This is a genomic window from Hoylesella oralis ATCC 33269 (assembly GCF_000185145.2).
Taxonomy (GTDB): Bacteria; Bacteroidota; Bacteroidia; order Bacteroidales; family Bacteroidaceae; genus Prevotella; species Prevotella phocaeensis.
Genome location: NZ_GL833119.1, coordinates 485,504 through 502,271 on the forward strand (window position 1 = coordinate 485,504; position 16,768 = coordinate 502,271).

The following is a 16,768-nucleotide window of genomic DNA, read 5'->3' on the forward strand; positions in this document are numbered from 1 at the left end:
ATGTCTACGCATCTGAAATCGAAAATCTATTCTACTAACCTACACCCCACTAAGCAATCATGTAAATCATTAAAATCTACTCATGAAACAATATCTAACAACATTTTATAATACCATCATGTGCAAAAGGGGCATAACAATCGTTGTCCTTGCACTGTTGGTATCTGTGACAGTGCCTGCACAGACAATCAAACTGACAAGTACCAAGGCAACAATGCATACCTTGATACAGGCTATAGAGAAGCAGACGAACATGTCGGTGGACTATAGTCAAAACACAATCGACCTAAATAAAACCGTAAACGTAAGTTCCAATTCACTCTCATTGCAAAACCTGCTTGCACAGATGTTGCGGGGTACAGGACTCAACTACAACATCTCGAATCGCCATATCATCATTACTCACAACGTAAATAAAGTGCAACAAGGCAATAATACTCATAAAAAAGAAGTTAAAGGCCGTGTTGTAGATGCATCGGGCGAGCCTTTGATCGGCGTAAGTGTAAAAGTGAAAGGTACTAACAATGCTACAGTAACCGATATCGATGGCAATTATTCAATCAATGCCAATGGCAACGATGTGCTGGAGTTCTCTTATGTAGGTTTCACTCCGAAAGAGGTTAAAGCAAACAGCAATAATATTGATGTATCGATGAGTGAAGATTCGAAAGAATTGACAGAGGTTGTCGTGACGGCTCTCGGTATTAAACGCGAGCAGAAGGCATTAAGTTACAATGTGCAACAAATAAAAGGCGACGATCTTTCTACCAATAAAGACGCTAACTTTATCAACTCTTTAAACGGTAAAGTTGCAGGTGTTAACATCAACGCTTCCTCATCTGGTGCCGGTGGAGCATCCAAAGTAGTGATGCGTGGTGCCCGTTCAATAGGCCAATCAAGTAATGTTCTTTATGTTATTGATGGTGTCCCAATGTACAATACCGGCGGTGAAGGTGACTCCGAGTTCGGTTCTAACGGTACTTCGGAAGGCATTGCCGATATCAATCCCGAAGATATTGAGTCGATGTCTGTACTGACCGGTGCAGCGGCAGCGGCACTCTATGGTGAAAAGGCGTCCAATGGAGCCATCGTTATCACTACTAAAAAAGGTAGTATAGGGCGCACCGTATTCACGATATCACAATCAACAGAATTCTCAACAGCATTTCGTATGCCCGAATTTCAGAACAGATACGGCACAGGTTCTATGCTCCGAAATACAGGAGCAGACTCATATAGTTGGGGAAAACTACTAAACGAAGCCAACTACAGGGGATATGATCCGGCTAAAAACTATCTGAAGACGGGCATTATGACTACAGAATCTTTCACACTTTCTACCGGAACAGAGAAAAATCAGACATTCTTTTCTGCAAGTGCACTGAACTCCGGAGGCATTATTCCCAATAATAAATACAACCGATATAACTTCACTGTACGCAATACAACAAGTATGTTGAATGATCGTATGACACTTGATATAGGAGCAAGTTATATTATTCAGAACGATCGCAATATGACCAATCAGGGCGTATATGCCAATCCTTTGGTGACAGCTTACCTATATCCACGCGGTAATGACTATAATGACATGGCGATGTTCGAACGTTGGAACACGCAACGTCGTATATATGTACAGAATTGGAACGACTTGATCAGCGAACTTGTAGGGCAAAATCCTTACTGGATCAATTATCGTAACCAACGTACAAATAAGAAATACCGCTACATGATGAATGCCGGATTAAGCTATAAAGTAACGGATTGGTTAAACGTGGCAGCACGTATTCGTATCGATAATGCCAACAATACTTACGAACAGAAGTATTATGGAACAACCAATACAACCCTGACAGACGGCTCACTGAACGGCTATTACGGCATAAGCAAAACCAATGACAAGCAAACTTACGGTGACGTATTGGCAACAGTTCATAAAAATTTCTTCGATGAACGCCTCTCTCTGAATGCCAATATAGGCGCTTCTCTCTCTGATCTTAAGTCGAACTCATTGGGAGATTCGGGGCCTATACGCGAAGATTTAATTCCAAATGTCTTTACTACGACACAGATCGATGCAGCACGTTTGAAGCCCGGACAGTCAGGATACCATGAACAAACGAAGTCTCTTTTTGGGAGTTTGGAGTTAGGTTGGGCAAGTCAATACTATCTAACGCTAACAGCTCGCAACGATTGGCCTTCTATGTTGGCCGGTCCTCACTCGGATAAATCTTCATTTTTCTATCCTTCGGTGGGTGCTTCATGGATTATCTCGGAAACTTTCAAATTACCTAAAGCGATCAATTACCTAAAGGTACGCGGCTCTTTTGCATCGGTAGGTCTTTCATTTCCGCGCAATATTGCCAACCCGAAATACCCATGGAACAGCAATCTAAAGCAATGGAGTTCGCAGACTCTCTATCCTATGTATACTTTAAAACCCGAACGCACGGACTCTTGGGAGGTTGGTTTGCAGACACGTCTGTTCAAACATTTCAACTTAGATGTTACTCTATATTCTACAAAGACGTATAATCAAACCTTCAACCCCGATATTTCAGTATCTTCAGGTTATAGTGCTATATACATACAAACGGGTAACGTAAGCAACAAAGGTATTGAATTGGCACTCGGTTACAACAATACATGGGGCGACTTCTCATGGTCTTCCAACTATACGTTCAGTGCCAACAAGAATAAAATCAATGAATTGGTACGCAATTATGTACACCCGGAAACGGGCGCAATTATCAATAAAGACCGTCTTGATGTAGGGGGATTGGGCTCAGCCCACTTCATTTTAAAAGAAGGAGGTTCACTGGGCGACCTTTATTCATTGGTAGATATAATGCGCGACAGCCAAGGAAAAGTATATAAGAATACGAATGTAAAAGACATTAAGTTAGGTTCAGTATTCCCAAAGTGTAATATGGCGCTACGTAACGATTTTGCATGGAAGGGTTTGAACTTTGGTTTCCTACTATCGGCACGCTTCGGTGGTATTGCTTACTCGGCAACACAAGCCCATCTTGACAACTATGGAGTATCGGAAGCTACTGCAAAAGCTCGCGATTTAGGATATGTTTCTATCAACGGAGGCGACAATTATGTGAACCCGGAAGTATGGTATTCTACAATTGGAGCAAGCGACGGTATTCCGCAATTCTACACATATAGTGCAACAAACATACGCTTACAGGAGGCTACCATTGGCTATACGTTCAAAAAGAACTTATTTTTCGGCATAGGAGACCTCACGGTTTCGCTCATCGGACGTAACCTTTGGATGATTTATTGTAAAGCTCCTTTCGATCCTGAAACTACTGCTACCACAGGTAACTACTATCAGGGAATAGACAGATTTATGACACCAAGTACCAGAAATCTTGGTTTCAATATCAAACTTAAATTCTAAATTCGAAATCTATGAAACAGTATAAAAACATTATATTGTCAACAGTATCGGCCGGACTTCTATTAGGAGTTACGAGTTGTACCAACAGTTATGAGCAATATAACCAAGACGAATATGCCGTAAGCAGAGAAGAAATGCAGCGAGATGCTTACTCTTTGAGCTCTGCCATGCTGAACCTTGAGGGCTGGGTAATACCTACAGATGTCAATACCAACCAGTTTACCGAATGTTTGTGTGGCGGTTCGTACGGCGGATACATAGCTGATTCTAATTCAGGTTTCTCGGGTAAGAACTTCGCACAGTACAGTCCGGAGAACGGATGGAGCCGTGTATTGTTCAAAGATATCATTCCTAAAATGTTCATTTACAGCAACGAGGTAGATAAAGTAACGAATGAAGCTGTTCCTCGTGCCGTGGCCAAAATCATTAAAGTGGCAGGCATGCATCGCGTAACAGACGCTTACGGACCTATACCTTATTCTAAAGTCGGTCTTAACGGGGAGATAACGGCTCCTTACGACTCGCAGGAAGATGTCTATAACCTAATGTTCGAACAACTTAACAATGCCATTACTGCATTGACTTCCAATCGTACAGCAGACTTCAGTGCCAAAGCCGACAAGGTATATAACGGCAATGTGGAGCATTGGATCAAGTTCGCAAACTCATTGAAACTACGCTTGGCCATGCGCATCTCGAAGGTTGCACCCGCCAAGGCACAACAAATGGCAGAAGAAGCTGTGAAGCATGAAATCGGTGTAATGACTTCCAATGCAGATAATGCAGCACTTACACTTTCGAGCACCAATCCGTTTAGGGTGATTATGTATGAGTACAACGGGGGCGACTCCCGTATCAGTGCAGATATCACTACTTATATGAACGGTTACAACGATCCGCGAAGAGATGCGATATTCACAAAATCTACCTTTACAAGAAGCGGTATCACTAATGGGTATTTCGGCATACGCAACGGTATTCAGATACCCGACGGAGCCACTGCACATGCCTATTCTAACTACAATGTAAATACTGATACGAAGATACTTTGGATGAATGCCGCCGAAGTTTCGTTCCTCTGTGCCGAAGGGGCATTGCGCGGATGGAACATGGGCAAGACTGCCAAGCACTTCTATGAGCAGGGCATACGCCTTTCGTTCGAACAATGGGGCGTGTCTGGTGCCGACACCTATATAGCCAATACCACGGCAACACCGGCACAATACACCGATCCTATGGGCACCAATTCCTATAACGGACAGCCGTCGACCATCACGATTGCTTGGGATGATGCTGCTTCTATGAGTACCAATTTAGAGCGTATTATCACGCAAAAATGGCTGGCTAACTTCCCATTAGGGCAAGAATCTTGGTCTGAATACCGTCGCACAGGGTATCCGAAATTTATGCCTGTCGTTGTTAACAATAGCGGTGGAATCGTTAACTCCAACCGTGGAGCACGCCGACTTGCCTACCCTCAGGAAGAGCGCACCAACAACTACGAGAATTACAATGCGGCTCTAAGCCTCTTAGGAGGTACAGATAACATGGCTACAGATGTATGGTGGGCACGATAGATAGCTATTATATTACAGAAAAACAAAATAAGATAAAAACACAGTTATGAAATATATCATTAAGAATATTGCATACTCGATGACTTGCCTTGCCATGATATTACTTATGGGAAGTTGCAATACGGATATCGAACCCGTAGACATCAACGAACCGGGGATAGATAAACAAAACCCGGAACTGTATGCCAAATACCTTACTTCGCTAAAGGCTTACAAGAACAGCAAGCATAAAGTAGTGTTGGGATGGTTCGATAACAGTGCAAAAATGCCTGCATCGCAGGGGCAGAATATACATTCCGTGCCCGATAGTCTGGACTATATTGTACTTAAATATCCGGCAGATCTTAACGAAAGGGAATACAAAGAGATCACAAACCTACGACAGCAAAAGGGAACAAAGGTAATGTACGATATCAGTTTCGAAACTATAAAAAGCACATACGACGAAGCTTTGAAGGCTTTCAATGAGAACCCGGCCAATCAGGGAAAGGCCTTTACAGCTTTCAACAGTTGGTTAATCGACTCTGTTCAGGTAAAACTCGCCCTTTGCGACCGGTATAACTACGACGGAGTGGTGATGTCTTTCGAAGGCAAGGTAACAATTTATATGACCGAGGCCGAAAAAACAAAAATGCTCGAACAGGAAAACGTATTCATCGGAATAGCCAAAGACTGGAAAGAGCGCCATACAAATAAAACGTTAGTACTGGCAGGTAAGCCGCAAAACATTACGCATCAAGAGGTCTTTACCATGGCTTCTTACATCATTATTCCTTGCCAGAGCGCCACAACAGAGGGCAAACTCGCCTATAATATGGGTAAGGCGGCAGTCGAAGGTGTACCTACCGATAAATTCATACCGATGGTTTCTACGACTTCTCTCGATGCTACAGACCTGAAAACAGGCTATTGGGTGAACAATGTGGTTGCAGTATTGGGCGCTGCCAAGTGGGTTGCAAGCGATCATACAGGCTATCAAATAGCAGGACTTGCTATCGATAACGTCAACACAGACTACTATCATGCGAACTTCACCTACCCCACAGTGCGCAAAGCCATTTCTATTATCAATCCAACCGTTAAAAAATAAAGCGATATGAAGAATATACTAAAATATTTGCCTCTGGCTTTTGTTACCCTTTTCATGGCAGCATGTCAAGATAACAATGAAGAGAATTTCGCAAACAAAGCATATATCGATGCTGCTGAAATGACCTCTGAAACAGTTATCAAAGGGAATGTAGGCACCATAACAAAAACCTTGACCATCGCTACATCGCGCCCCGCAGAGAACGAGATCAATGCGCAAATAACGGTAGAAAAGCCGATGGTCGGCACTTACAATAAGGCCTATTATGCCAATGCAGAGCTGCTTCCCGATACTTGTTATAAGGTTAAGGTAAGTAAAATGACAATCAATAAGGGAAGTGTGAAGAGTACTGAAGCTTCGATCGATTTCTCTAAGCTCGGTAGTCTCGACCGGAGTAAGACTTATGTCTTGCCCGTAACGGTACAAACGAGCGATATCGACCTTCTCGCCTCTGCCAAACAGTATTATTATGTGTTCCGTGCAGGCGCGCTGATTAACGTTGTAGCAGACATACAAGATAACTATTTGGAGATTTATCCGTGGAAGAACGAAAGTCGTGTAGCCAATATGCACAAGATAACTATGGAGGCTTTGATCTTTCCGCGTGAGTTCGGACAGCTTATTTCTACAGTGATGGGTATAGAAGGAAGTTTTCTTATGCGTATCGGAGATGCCGGTATTCCCGACAATCAAATCCAGATAGCCACATCGGAAGGCAACTTTACCGATAGTAATCTAAAGCTCACGCCGGGGGTGTGGTCGCATGTAGCAATGACATACGATGAAAGTACAAAAACTATCTGTGTGTATATCAACGGAAAGTTGATGGCTTCGGATAACAATTTCCGTGCATATATCAACATTGTAGGCAATGGTGGAGACCGTAACTTCGAGATCGGACGCTCATATGACGATAGTCGCGACCTTAACGGATGCATCTCCGAAGCCCGAATATGGGATGTTGTACGTACGCAAGAGGAGATTGCCAACAGTATTTATACGGTAGAACCGACCTCTCAAGGCCTCGTTGCATACTGGAAATTCGATGATCAATCTTCGTTCATCGTTAAAGACTATTCTGGCAATGGGAATGATATAAAGGCCATAAAATCGGCACTTAAATGGCAAAATGTATCGTTGCCAGCCACTAATTAACTAAGAAAATCGATAAATTATGAAATATATAAATTTAAATAAGATAAAGGTTTTAGGGCTTATTCTTTGCACAGGAAGCCTTATTACCTCCTGTTCAGACAGCATCGATGTACCGAAGGTCAGCGAAAACTCGTATCAGTCTGCCGACAAAACATTGGCATTTATTACCGATAAGTATGGTGCCAGCAATCTCGATTCGCTTATCTTCTCCGACAAAGGGGCCACTGATTTTTACGTAAACCTGAACAATGCGCCTCAAACTTCGCAGGAATATACCATCGTTTACGATGCTACATCACTTAATAAGTATAATCTTGCCCATGGAACAAATATCAAACCGCTGCCCGAAGAGTTGGTAACAATCGACGGAGTTGCCACTGTTAAGACCGGTGAAACGAAATCTTCTGCCGTTAAAGTGGCTTACACTTCTGCCAATCAGTTAGAGAAAAATGGCACATATGCCATTCCTCTGACCGTTAAAGGTAGCGGTGCACAAGCTTCCGCAGACAAAGGAGAATTCGTACTTTTGGTAAAAGACATTACTAAAATGCCGAATTGCCACAAAGAAAACGGCCTGCAAGTAATCAGTTGTATGGAGATTAACGATGCTAACCCATTGTATAATCTTTGCTTTACATTAAAAGAAAGCGGTAAATACTTCTTTGATCAGGTAATTCTCTTTTCCGGAAATATCAACTACAATGCCGAGACGGGCGAAGTATACAACTACAACAACGAAAACATCTCGCAGTGCCTCAACTTCAAGGAGAAATATCTTGCACCTTTGCAACAAAAAGGTATGAAAGTTATTCTTGGTATCTTAGGCAATCATGATCGCTCCGGAGTGGCAAATCTCAGTAAAGAAGGCGCCAAAGCATTTGCCGCCGAACTTAAATCGGTATGCGATGCATACAATTTAGACGGTGTGTTTTTCGATGATGAATATTCTTCCTATGGCAGCTATCCGGGCTTTGTAAGTCCGTCAAGTGCGGCAGCTTCCCGCCTTTGTTATGAAACAAAGAAAGCAATGCCCGACAAATTAGTAGAAGTATATGTATACAGCCGTACGAATTCACTGCCCTCTGTAGATGGACAGACATCGGGAACTTTCGTCGATTATGGTATACATGATTACGGAGGTACCAGCGACTTGAGCAGTAATTACCCCGATATGCCTAAAACAGGAATGATATTGGGCTCTATTGAATGTGCTCGAGGTTACGCTTCATCCGCAAGTGTTTATGAAAACATAAAGAATAATAAATACGGTGGAACTATGGTTTTCGGTTTATCACCCGACCGTACACCTATGAATGTACTAAATAGAGTTGCCCATGCATTCTATGGTGAAGACGTTGTTCGCATAGGAACATATAAGAAAGATTGGTAAAACAAAATACAGAAAACAACAATGAAAACAAAATATTTATATGCAATAGCTATGTCTCTCGTGCTTGCATTCGGTTTTACCGGATGCAGCAACGACGACGATCCTGTAAATCCGATTCCGGAAGCCAAGGAGAAAAGCAAACTTACCTTCGATACAGATACCTTGAAGGTAAGCGTTGGAGAGTCGGCAACCTTTAATATAACAGCGGGTGGAGGCGACTATAAAGTCATCAGCGAGAACCCTAAAATAGCGCAAGGTACTGTAAACGGAAGCGTTGTTACTATTACCTGTTCCGATAAAGGGCTTACCGGAATTATCATATCCGATGCAGATGGCAACTACAAACGGCTAACGGTTAAGTCTATGTATACCGTTCTTGCCCTTAATAAAGAAAATGTATCTGTAGGAATGAAGCTCGGTCATGACGACGGAAAGGACAAAGTAATCGTGAAAAAAGGCAATGGAGGCTACACAGCATCAAGTGCCAACGAGAATATTGCCAAGGTTTCAAGGATCGAGAACGATTCGGTAATCGTAATACAAGGTGTGGCTACAGGCTCTACAACTGTAACTGTTACAGACATGATGGGCCTCTCGAAGACGGTAAACGTAACTGTAGAGACGACAACCATACCCTATACCGAAGAAGAAAAGAAGGAAATCATGAACAATAGAGAGTATCGACTTTGCTGGGATGGCACAACTAAGAGCGAAACACAGGTAAACACCATGGAGAACGGGCAGCATAAAATGGGCTGGGATTACGGATGGGGATCCTATAAATATTACTGGGCCTACGTTTATTTTACCGGTGATCTGACCGTAGGCAAGAAAACTAATGGCAGAATAAGTGCAAAGTTGGGCTATTCGGAACCCGAGAACGAGTATGAAGATGTAGAGGTTGATATCATAAAGAATGATGGTTTGTACGTTTGGGGCATCATGTCTGTAATCAAAAACAACTATCTCCATTACGGCTACTTCTGTCAACCTATCCCATAAGATACATATTGAACAATCGTAATCAAAAACAAACTCACATTATAGGGAGCAGTCTTTCAAGAGATTGCTCCCGCTCTTTTTCCCCGATTTCGATAAAAACATGTAAGGTTCTTGCAGATAATTGCGTATCTTTGTATGCACATTGTAAACCGAAGAAACGGTTATCGTCAAATGAAAAGGAATGTTCTTATATTCTTATCCGGCATGTTTATCGCCGTTACACTGTTGGTCTGTTGCCGACAGACAGTACGTGTACCGCCGGCAGACATGCCGTTTACCTGCGATGTCATGCTCAGACATACACCGATAAAGAACCAAGGGAACAGCGAATATTGCTGGGTTTACGCCATGCTTGCCACTATAGAGAGCGAACACATTATGCAGGGCGACTCGATAAACCTGTCGTCTGCTTATGTCATTCGTATGATGCTCCGCGACGAAGCGGTAAAATATTACTTCTCGAAAGGAAAGGGCAACATCGTTATGCGGGGCATGTGTTCCATGCTTCCGGCTTTGTTGGAGAAACATGGCATAGAGGCATTCGACGCATTCGAGGATAACAACGGGCTTAACTGCCGTGTGCTCTGCCGAAAACTGATGCGTGAAGCCGATTTAAACATAGCGATACGCTGCGGTTTACAGCATTTGAACGACCGTATAGATAAGATATTAGACGATAATATGGGATATCTGCCCCGCACGGTATTCATGCTCGGTGCCGAATATACGCCTGTGGAATTCGCCCACAGCGTGTGTCTGCCAAACGAATACCTTGCGTTTACGAGCTTTACGCACCATCCTTTCTACCGAAAATTCGTGCTCGAAGTGCCCGACAACCGGCTGAACGATGCTTTTATGAACCTACCCATCGACTCGTTGATGCACACGATAGAACAATCGTTGCACCGAGGTCATCCTGTTTGTTGGGAAGGGGATATCAGCGAAAAGGGCTTTTCGTTCGATAGAGGCATCGCTGTTTTGCCGAACAAAAGCAGGCAAGTAACGCAACAAATACGGCAACGAGCTTTCGAAACCCTACAGACTACCGACGATCATGCTATGGAACTCGTCGGTATAGCGCACGATAAAACGGGCCGAAAGTACTTCATTGCCAAGAACAGTTGGGGCACCAATAATCCTTATGGCGGACTTATATACCTGTCGTATAACTATGTAAAGCTCAAAACCATTGCTGTATTTCTCTCCAAAAACGCCTTCGACAGTCGAAAGAACTATATTCTATCTTTAAAAAACACAAAGAAGAATTAACTCTACCCTATCTTGTCAGCACCGTATATATACCACCTTTTACAACGATTTCATACGCTTTAGAAAGCTAAATACGCCGATTAGGTTCACAGGGCGGCCTTACTTCTTGCCGTAAATCAGTCCTACACCGGTCATCATTCCGCGTACCTGCATGAATTTAGGCATCATCCACTGCCGTTCTGCATTCGCTATATAGTTGATTTCGCTGATGCCTTCCGCCTTTAGAGCATCGATAAACTCCTGCATATCCCCATAAAGACTTTTCCAACCGAATAGGTCTTGGAAAGCAAAACTGCCACCCTTCTTGACCACACGCAATGCTTCACGCACCACAAGCCGTTTGTCTGGCTGCGTTTTTACTTCATGGAAAACGAAATTGCTCACGGCTGCATCGAACGTACCGTCGGCAAAGTCGAGCTTCGAAGCATCGCCCTTTTGGAAATGCGTATGCGCTCCTACGCCTTCGAGTGCTGCATTATTTTCGCATTGACTTTTGGCATAATCCCATCCGAAGCCCCAGTAATCGATGCCGGTAATATCGGCTTCGGGGAATTTCTTGGCACATCTCACGGTCAAGGCAGCAGCTCCACAGCCGATATCGAGCAGACGTCCGTGCCCGTCCCAGTCGAGATGATCCACCAAAAAGGTATGTATCTTGGCCATAAGTCCGCCACCTTCGAAAGAAAACTGCCAATGACAAAGGTACATATAGGCAGATATTGCCAATGCCGCCACCGACAATACGCCCAATACAACGGACAAAATGAGTACCTTGAACCACAAGATAGAGATAAAAAACAATAGGAGCACCACTCCCGAAACCGAATAAAGAATGCGCAAGAGAGTATTTGGAACCCAATTGCCATAACTGATTTTCTGCTGTTTCATGACCATTTAATTACATTATAGATAACCCGCCCGTTCTGAAAATCCATAAAATACAACCGACAAGTAATTTCTGTGCAAAGATAATCTATAATCTGTATGTTCACAATACTTAAAAGTTAGGATTTTCGGATACGCCGCTTTTTTCATACCTTTGCATCTTCTAAAATAACAAAACCTATGGTAACAGATACAAAGATCAGGCTGGCAATACTCGATTTCGACGGTACCATTGCCGATACACAAACACTTATCGTAGATACTATGCAGGGGGTAATCGAAGAACTCGGTTTAGAGAAGCGTACAAGAGCGCAGTGCGCAGCCATGATCGGATTACCTCTTGAGAAGACGTTTTCTACACTTATCCCGATGAGCGACAAGATGAACCGGCGCTGCGCAGAGGCTTACGAGCGCATATATCGCGAGAAGAATACCCTCGGAGCGGTGACATTGTTCCCCCATGTCTACGAAACGTTAGAGAAACTCCATGCACACGGAACCGTTCTCACCATCGCTTCGAGCCGCCACAGATGGTCTCTTATAGACTTCGTCGAACGCTTTGGCATCGAAAAATTCATTACCTATATCTTGGGAGCAGACGATGTAACGCATGCAAAGCCTCATCCCGAACCTGTACTGAAGACGCTGCAAGAGCTGCACTTTACCCCCGAAGAGGCATTAGTCGTGGGAGATACCGTTTACGACATTAAGATGGGACAAGGTGCCGAAGTACATACGTGCGGCGTAACCTACGGCAACGGAACTCGAAAAGATATGATTTCGACTCGCTCAGAATACATCGTAGACGACTTCGATCAGTTGCTCGAAATAATCGGATAGCCCGTCTATGCGCCTTACAGATACTATCTATAACGGATAAAGCATACATCTGCCGTCTACAGATGTATGCTTTATCGTTACTGTAATAATCACACGGAAAAATATTTTGTAGCCTATAACGTAGTTGCTTCTGCCAAAAATTACAGACAGAATAAAGAAAATATTCCACTTTTTTCTTAACTTTGCAACTACATATTTTATTTATACACACGAAGAAACATAGAAAACAGCACGATATATGGAATATAATTTCAGAGAAATCGAGAAGAAATGGCAACACAGATGGGTAGAAAACAAGACCTACAAGGTTGTTGAAGACAAGACAAAAAAGAAGTTCTACGTACTCAACATGTTTCCCTACCCCTCTGGAGCAGGCCTTCATGTGGGCCATCCGCTGGGTTATATCGCTACTGATATCTATGCCCGTTACAAACGGCAGAAAGGTTTCAACGTGCTGAACCCGATGGGTTACGATGCTTATGGGCTACCCGCCGAACAGTACGCCATACAAACAGGGCAACATCCTGCCGTTACTACTGCCAAAAATATAGCCCGCTATCGCGAACAATTGGATAAGATAGGCTTCTGTTTCGATTGGGACCGCGAGGTTAAAACCTGCGATCCGGCATATTACAAATGGACTCAATGGGCATTCCGCAAGATGTTCGAATCGTATTACGATACCGCAGAACAGAAAGCCATGCCCATTGCAAGGCTCATAGAAGAGATAACCGCCAAAGGTACGAAAGCCCTCCACGCGGCTTGTTCCGAAGAAATAGATGTAACGCCCGAAGCATGGAAAGCCATGAACGAGGTGGAACAGCAGCAATTGTTGATGAATTATCGGATAGCATACCTTGGTGAAACCATGGTTAACTGGTGCCCGGGACTGGGCACGGTGCTGGCTAATGATGAGGTAGTAGATGGTGTTAGCGTGCGTGGAGGCTATCCTGTGGTGCAAAAGAAGATGCGTCAATGGTGCCTGCGTGTGTCGGCTTACGCACAAAGACTGTTAGACGGACTCGAATATATCGACTGGACAGACTCGTTAAAGGAAACACAACGCAACTGGATAGGGCGATCTGAAGGTGCTGAAGTTACCTTCAAAGTGGCCGACAACGATACTGTTCTTACGATATTTACCACGCGTGCCGATACTATGTTCGGCGTTACATTCATGGTTTTGGCCCCCGAAAGCGAATATGTGGCACAAGTAACGACCGCAGAACAAGAAATAGCAGTCTTAGATTATCTGGATTACGTGAAAAAACGTACCGAATTGGAACGCATATCAGACCGTAAAGTAACGGGAGTCTTTACGGGTAGCTACGCCATCAATCCCTTTACGGGCGACAGAATACCTATCTGGATAAGCGAATACGTACTCGCAGGCTACGGAACCGGTGCAATTATGGCCGTTCCGGCGCACGACTCGCGCGACTATGCCTTTGCCAAACACTTCCATCTTCCCATTGTACCGCTGATAGAAGGTGCAGATGTGAGCGAAGAAAGCTACGATGCCAAGGAAGGAACAGTATGTAACAGTCCGGCAGAAGGTAAAAACACCGAGTTTTCTCTCAACGGATTGAGTGTGAAAGAGGCCATTGCAGCCACCAAAAAATATGTTGCCGAGAAGGGTATAGGTCGTGTAAAAGTGAATTATCGACTGCGCGATGCCATCTTCTCCCGCCAACGTTATTGGGGTGAACCGTTCCCCGTGTACTACAAAGACGGCATGCCATATATGATACCCGAGGCATGTTTGCCGCTCGAATTGCCTGAAATAGACAAATATGAACCCACCGAAACGGGCGAACCTCCATTGGGACACGCCAAAAAATGGGCTTGGGACGCGGTGAACAACAAAGTTGTAGAGAAAACGCTCATAGACAACAAGACCGTTTTCCCTATAGAACTCTGCACCATGCCGGGCTTTGCAGGCTCGTCGGCTTACTATCTACGCTACATGGACCCGCATGATAATGATGCTCTTGTAGCCAAAGATATCGACGAGTATTGGCAGAATGTAGATTTGTATGTGGGAGGTACCGAGCATGCAACGGGCCACTTGATCTATTCGCGGTTCTGGAATAAGTTCCTATATGATTATGGTGTATCGTGTAAAGAGGAGCCTTTCAAGAAACTGATCAATCAGGGAATGATACAAGGCCGGTCGAACTTCGTATACAGAATAAACAACGACGACCACAATGCAGCGCCCGTATTCGTATCGCTTGCACTAAAGGATAAATACGAAACTACGCCCATCCACGTCGATGTGAACATTGTACACGGAGATGTTCTTGATATTGATGCCTTTAAAGCATGGAGACCGGAGTACAATAATGCCGGTTTCGTACTCCAAGACGGTAAATATACGTGCGGTTGGGCGATAGAAAAGATGTCTAAGTCTATGTTCAACGTGGTCAATCCCGATATGATTGTAGAGAAATATGGTGCAGATACGCTCCGTCTTTATGAGATGTTCCTCGGTCCGATAGAGCAAAGTAAGCCGTGGGATACCAATGGTATCGACGGTTGTCATCGCTTCTTGAAGAAGTTTTGGGCCCTTTTCTACGACAATCGCACAGGTGTATTCCTCGTAAATGGCGATGTACCGACGAAAGATGCACTGAAGAGCGTTCATAAATTGATAAAGAAAGTAAGCAGCGATATAGAGAACTTCTCTTACAACACGGCTGTATCGGCGTTCATGATCTGCGTCAACGAACTCGCACAGCAGAACTGTCACTCCCGCGAGCTGCTTCAAAAGCTGGTAGTGCTCATCGCTCCCTTCGCTCCACACATTGCCGAAGAGCTCTGGGAAATACTCGGAAATACTTCAACCAGCGTATGCGATGCCGAATGGCCGGCATGGGACGAGCAATATCTTGTAGAAAACGAAATGCAACTCACCGTTTCTTTCAACGGTAAAGCACGCTATCAGAAGACTTTCCCCATCGATGCAAGCAATGAAGATATACAGAAAGCCGTGCTTACCGATGAGAAAAGCCTGAAATACATAGAAGGAAAAACGGTCGTAAAAGTCATTATAGTACCGAAAAAGATCGTTAATATCGTTCTTAAATAATAATTATTCTGCCGACAATCATCTTGTTTGTAACAGACAGATGATTGCCGAAAAGATAATACCACTTATAAAACCATCGAACGAAATCATGGAGAAACAACCTATTTGGAATGAAATAAGAGACTATGTCTGGATTACTTTCGGACTCGCATTGTATGCCTTTGCCTTTACCGTGTTCCTCCTACCCTACCAAATCGTTACGGGCGGTGTTACCGGAATGTCGGCCATCATCTATTATGCCACAGGTTTTAAGATAGAAAACTCTTACATCATCATCAACGTAAGCCTGCTCGTAATGGCATTAAAGATACTTGGATTCAAGTTCATGATGAAGACTATCTATGCCATCTTCATGCTCTATTTCCTGCTGAAGATAGCCCAATACCTCATGCCCTTTGATGATTTAGGCCATCCGGTAAAGATATTGGGCGAAGGGCAAGACTTCATGTCGCTTATAATCGGTTGCTGTTTCACCGGAACAACGCTTGCCATCGTGTTTCTTCACAACGGTTCAACAGGCGGAACCGATATCATTGCCGCCTGTGTAAACAAGTATCATAACCTCTCTTTGGGACAAGTATTGATCTTTGTAGACCTATTTATCATCGGTACATGTTTCTTTTTCCCGCAATTCGGTACCTATATAGAGCGCTGCCATAAAGTTGTATTCGGCTTATGCACTATGGTTATCGAGAATTTTGTACTCGATTATATCATGAACAGGCGCCGAGAATCGGTACAATTCATGATATTCTCGCGCAAATATCAGGAGATTGCAGATGCGATAGGTACCGAGATGGATCACGGTGTAACGATACTCGACGGCCACGGATGGTACACCGGACAAGAGGTAAAAGTACTCTGTATTCTCGCCAAAAAGTATGAGAGTGTGAACATTTTCCGCCTCATAAAGATGATAGATCCCAATGCTTTTGTCAGTCAGAGTTCTGTTATCGGCGTTTATGGAGAAGGTTTCGATGAAATGAAAGTAAAGTTACCCAAGCAAGATAAGAAGGAGAAAGCCGATAAGAAACCATAACCGACAACTTTCTAT

11 protein-coding genes are annotated in these 16,768 nt (G+C 43.8%); 10 read left to right on the forward strand and 1 reads right to left on the reverse strand.

Going from position 1 to position 16,768, the window contains the following annotated elements; genetic code table 11:
* Nucleotides 1-82: 82 nt before the first annotated feature.
* The 7 genes from HMPREF0663_RS04690 to HMPREF0663_RS04720 all read left to right on the forward strand — a co-directional run bounded on the left by HMPREF0663_RS04690 (nt 83) and on the right by HMPREF0663_RS04720 (nt 10,898).
* Nucleotides 83-3,415, forward strand: coding sequence for a SusC/RagA family TonB-linked outer membrane protein (locus HMPREF0663_RS04690; protein WP_004369106.1), 3,333 nt, complete (start codon nt 83-85; stop codon nt 3,413-3,415).
* An 11-nt stretch (nt 3,416-3,426) separates the two neighbouring features.
* Nucleotides 3,427-4,992, forward strand: a complete 1,566-nt coding sequence (locus HMPREF0663_RS04695; protein ID WP_004369107.1) for a RagB/SusD family nutrient uptake outer membrane protein — start codon at nt 3,427-3,429, stop codon at nt 4,990-4,992.
* 46 nt (nt 4,993-5,038) lie between these two features.
* Nucleotides 5,039-6,082, forward strand: a complete 1,044-nt coding sequence (locus HMPREF0663_RS04700) for a glycoside hydrolase family 18 (RefSeq protein ID WP_004369108.1) — start codon at nt 5,039-5,041, stop codon at nt 6,080-6,082.
* 6 nt (nt 6,083-6,088) lie between these two features.
* On the forward strand, nt 6,089-7,237 hold the full coding sequence (locus HMPREF0663_RS04705) for a DUF1735 and LamG domain-containing protein (RefSeq protein ID WP_004369109.1): 1,149 nt from the start codon (nt 6,089-6,091) through the stop codon (nt 7,235-7,237).
* Between the two features lie 19 nt (nt 7,238-7,256).
* Nucleotides 7,257-8,627: a BT_3987 domain-containing protein gene (locus HMPREF0663_RS04710; protein WP_004369110.1), complete on the forward strand. Its 1,371-nt coding sequence runs from the start codon at nt 7,257-7,259 to the stop codon at nt 8,625-8,627.
* Nucleotides 8,628-8,648: 21 nt separating this feature from the next.
* Nucleotides 8,649-9,629 carry a hypothetical protein gene (locus tag HMPREF0663_RS04715; RefSeq protein WP_004369111.1) on the forward strand — a complete coding sequence of 327 codons (981 nt, stop codon included), beginning with the start codon at nt 8,649-8,651 and terminating at the stop codon, nt 9,627-9,629.
* A 171-nt stretch (nt 9,630-9,800) separates the two neighbouring features.
* Nucleotides 9,801-10,898 (forward strand): C1 family peptidase, encoded by a 1,098-nt coding sequence (locus HMPREF0663_RS04720; protein WP_004369113.1) that lies wholly within the window; start codon nt 9,801-9,803, stop codon nt 10,896-10,898.
* A 99-nt stretch (nt 10,899-10,997) separates the two neighbouring features.
* Here the strand turns inward: HMPREF0663_RS04720 and HMPREF0663_RS04725 are convergent, their stop codons facing one another.
* Nucleotides 10,998-11,786 carry a class I SAM-dependent methyltransferase gene (locus HMPREF0663_RS04725; protein WP_016665431.1) on the reverse strand — a complete coding sequence of 263 codons (789 nt, stop codon included), beginning with the start codon at nt 11,784-11,786 and terminating at the stop codon, nt 10,998-11,000.
* 177 nt (nt 11,787-11,963) lie between these two features.
* Between HMPREF0663_RS04725 and HMPREF0663_RS04730 the strand changes: the two genes are divergently transcribed.
* From HMPREF0663_RS04730 to HMPREF0663_RS04740, 3 genes are all read left to right on the forward strand, one after another.
* Entirely contained in the window at nt 11,964-12,623 is a 660-nt protein-coding gene (locus HMPREF0663_RS04730) for an HAD family hydrolase (RefSeq protein ID WP_004369115.1), read from the forward strand.
* Between the two features lie 238 nt (nt 12,624-12,861).
* Nucleotides 12,862-15,714, forward strand: a complete 2,853-nt coding sequence (leuS, locus tag HMPREF0663_RS04735) for a leucine--tRNA ligase (RefSeq protein WP_004369116.1) — start codon at nt 12,862-12,864, stop codon at nt 15,712-15,714.
* Between the two features lie 88 nt (nt 15,715-15,802).
* Nucleotides 15,803-16,753 carry a YitT family protein gene (locus HMPREF0663_RS04740; protein ID WP_016665432.1) on the forward strand — a complete coding sequence of 317 codons (951 nt, stop codon included), beginning with the start codon at nt 15,803-15,805 and terminating at the stop codon, nt 16,751-16,753.
* Nucleotides 16,754-16,768 lie beyond the last annotated feature (15 nt).

Coding starts and splice junctions, on each gene's coding strand:
- HMPREF0663_RS04690 (WP_004369106.1), top strand. CDS start 83: ATGAAACAATATCTAACAACATTTTATAATACCATCATGTGCAAAAGG.
- HMPREF0663_RS04695 (WP_004369107.1), top strand. CDS start 3,427: ATGAAACAGTATAAAAACATTATATTGTCAACAGTATCGGCCGGACTT.
- HMPREF0663_RS04700 (WP_004369108.1), top strand. CDS start 5,039: ATGAAATATATCATTAAGAATATTGCATACTCGATGACTTGCCTTGCC.
- HMPREF0663_RS04705 (WP_004369109.1), top strand. CDS start 6,089: ATGAAGAATATACTAAAATATTTGCCTCTGGCTTTTGTTACCCTTTTC.
- HMPREF0663_RS04710 (WP_004369110.1), top strand. CDS start 7,257: ATGAAATATATAAATTTAAATAAGATAAAGGTTTTAGGGCTTATTCTT.
- HMPREF0663_RS04715 (WP_004369111.1), top strand. CDS start 8,649: ATGAAAACAAAATATTTATATGCAATAGCTATGTCTCTCGTGCTTGCA.
- HMPREF0663_RS04720 (WP_004369113.1), top strand. CDS start 9,801: ATGAAAAGGAATGTTCTTATATTCTTATCCGGCATGTTTATCGCCGTT.
- HMPREF0663_RS04725 (WP_016665431.1), bottom strand. CDS start 11,786: ATGAAACAGCAGAAAATCAGTTATGGCAATTGGGTTCCAAATACTCTC.
- HMPREF0663_RS04730 (WP_004369115.1), top strand. CDS start 11,964: ATGGTAACAGATACAAAGATCAGGCTGGCAATACTCGATTTCGACGGT.
- leuS (WP_004369116.1), top strand. CDS start 12,862: ATGGAATATAATTTCAGAGAAATCGAGAAGAAATGGCAACACAGATGG.
- HMPREF0663_RS04740 (WP_016665432.1), top strand. CDS start 15,803: ATGGAGAAACAACCTATTTGGAATGAAATAAGAGACTATGTCTGGATT.